Raw genomic sequence first — 2464 nt, 5'->3', positions numbered from 1 at the left:
TGTCAATCGGCATCCAACCGGGACCCCTGATCGGCGTGCAAATGGGACCCCTCTGTCGTGACGGGAGCTGGCCCGTGACGGCGTAGCTTTTCAGATTGCGCAGCGGTCGCGGGCCAGCGGTTCAGGCTCGCGTTTTGAAGCGCCAGCTTTCGTTCCCGGTCTCGACGATGTCGCAGTGGTGGGTGAGCCGGTCGAGAAGCGCGCTGGTCATCTTGGCATCGCCGAACACGCTGGGCCATTCCCCGAAGGCGAGGTTGGTCGTGACGATGATCGATGTCTGCTCGTAGAGTCGGCTTATCAGATGGAACAATAGCTGCCCGCCGGTTTGGGCGAAGGGCAGATAGCCGAGTTCATCAAGGATCAGGAAGTCGAGCCGGGACAGCAGATCGGCCATGCGCCCCTGCCGGTCGGCGCGTGCCTCGGCATCGAGCCTGTTGACCAGATCGACGACATTGAAGAACCGACCGCGGGTGCCACTCCGGATGCATGCACGCGCGATGCCGACGGCGAGATGGGTCTTTCCGGTGCCGGTGCCGCCGATCAGGACCAGATTGCGCTGGTGCTCGAGGAAGCCGCCGCTGCCCAGCTCGCGCACCAGGGTCTCATTGACCGGCGTGTCGTCGAAGTCGAACTCGTCGATTTCCTTGGCCAGCGGCAGCTTGGCGATCGTCATCTGGTATTTGATCGACCGTGCCTGCTTCTCGCTGATCTCCGCATTGAGAAGGTCGCCGACGATCTGCTGCGGCTCATGCCGCCGCTTCACGGCGGTAGTCATGATCTCGTCATAGGCGGCCTTCATGCCGTAGAGCTTGAGCTGTCCCATCGCGTCCAGAACTTGCGATCTTTCCATGATCCGATCTCCTGAGGCTGTCATAACGGGTGCAATCGGCTGTGGGTTCGCAGCGAAGCCGCAGCGCATCCGGCGTGGCGATGGTGACGGGCGGGCCGGGTTCGCGATGTCGCGCCAGAATGTTGAGAATGACATCGGCGGAATGGACGCCTTCTCCGAGCGCTTCGGCGCAGGCCGCCTCCACCGCCGGCAGGCCGTCGGTCAGCACCACGCCGAGGATGTCCACCATCTGCCGGTCGCCGTTCGCAACGCTGCGCAGCTTGCGGCGAACCTGCTTCATCGCGGGCGGCAGCGACCAGTCCTTGAAGGGCGCGCCATTCCGCAAAGCTCCCGGCTTGCGGGCCAAAACCGGGATGTAGTGCCAGGGATCATAAACCGTCTTGTCCCGGCCGAAGACGCGGGCATGGTGACCAACCACCTGACCATCCTGCCAGAACTCCACCCGTCCGGCATAGGCGCGGACCTCCACCGGCCGCCCGACAGCACCGGCGCTGACCGAGTAGCGATTGCAGTCGAAGCGCACCAGGCAGGTCTTGGACACGGAGGCCGGCACAGCGTGGAAGCCGTCGAAAGGCCCGGCATAGGGCACGAGACTGCCGCGCTCTGCCTCGAACATCTCCCAGATCGTCTTCTCGCGCCGGTCGGGATGCGGATGGGCCCTGGCCCAGACGATGCAGCGGTCAAGCAGCCAGGCGTTGAGTTCCTCATAGTTCTTGAAGCGAAGGCGTGGCGTGAAGAACCGGCGGCGGATGACACCGACCTGGTTCTCGACCTGCCCCTTCTCCCAGCCTGAGGCCGGCGTGCAGGCCACCGGCTCGACCAGATAGTGGCCGCACATCTGCTGGAACCGACGATTGTAGGCGCGCTCACGGCCCACGAAGATCGCATCGACCGCCGTCTTCATGTTGTCGTAGATTCCGCGCGCGCAGGCCCCCTTGAAGAAGGCAAACGCCCGGTCATGAGCGTCGAACACCATCTCTTGGGTCTCGCGCGGATAGGCGCGCACAAACGGCAGGCGGCTGTAGCACAGCCGGACATGAGCCACCTTCACCGTCGTGGTCACCCCGTCCAGCAGAACGATCTCGTGGCTCCAGTCGAACTGGTAGGCTTCACCGGGATCGAAGCTCAGGGGGACGAAGGCCGACGCCGATGCCTCGTTCACCTCCCGGTTCCATGTCGCCGCATAGCGCCGGACAGCGTCATACCCGCCTGCATAGCCAAGACCGCGAAGCGCCTCGAAGATGCGGACCAGCGTCAGCCGGTCCCGCTTCCCGCGCCGGGCATTCTCGGCCAGCATGCGATCCAGCTCCTCCCGCCACGGGCCAATCTTCGGCTGAGGCTGAACCGCGCGCTCATAGCTGAACTCCGTCTCGCCGGACCGGATCACCTTGCGCACGACCTTCCGCGAAATCCTCAGCTCACGGCAGATCTGCTTGATCGACTTCCTCTGTTGAAAATACGCACGCCGGATCTTCGCGATCGTCTCCACAACCAGCATCCCAAACTCTGCCCCCGAATGACCTCGGAGGCATGATGGACCATCGCATCAGGGGGGGGGCCCGTTTGGACGCCGATCACCCCAATACAGGGGTCCTTATTCCACGCCGATCCACA

At 63.9% G+C, this 2464-nt stretch carries 2 protein-coding genes; both read right to left on the bottom strand.

Annotated elements, in window-relative coordinates:
* Nucleotides 1-121: 121 nt before the first annotated feature.
* Nucleotides 122-850 carry an IS21-like element helper ATPase IstB gene (istB, locus tag MLD63_RS17900; RefSeq protein ID WP_255331250.1) on the bottom strand — a complete coding sequence of 243 codons (729 nt, stop codon included), beginning with the start codon at nucleotides 848-850 and terminating at the stop codon, nucleotides 122-124.
* The gene (gene istA / locus MLD63_RS17895; protein WP_255331249.1) at nucleotides 783-2348 is read right to left on the bottom strand and encodes an IS21 family transposase; all 1566 of its coding nucleotides are present in this window, start codon (nucleotides 2346-2348) and stop codon (nucleotides 783-785) included. Before istA ends, istB begins: the two co-directional genes overlap by 68 nt.
* Between the last annotated feature and the right edge of the window lie 116 nt (nucleotides 2349-2464).

The sequence above is a fragment of the Paracoccus albicereus genome, assembly GCF_024359525.1.
GTDB lineage: Bacteria > Pseudomonadota > Alphaproteobacteria > Rhodobacterales > Rhodobacteraceae > Paracoccus > Paracoccus albicereus.
The sequence above is the reverse complement of the archived record's forward strand: the minus strand, read 5'-3'. Positions and strand labels throughout refer to the sequence as shown.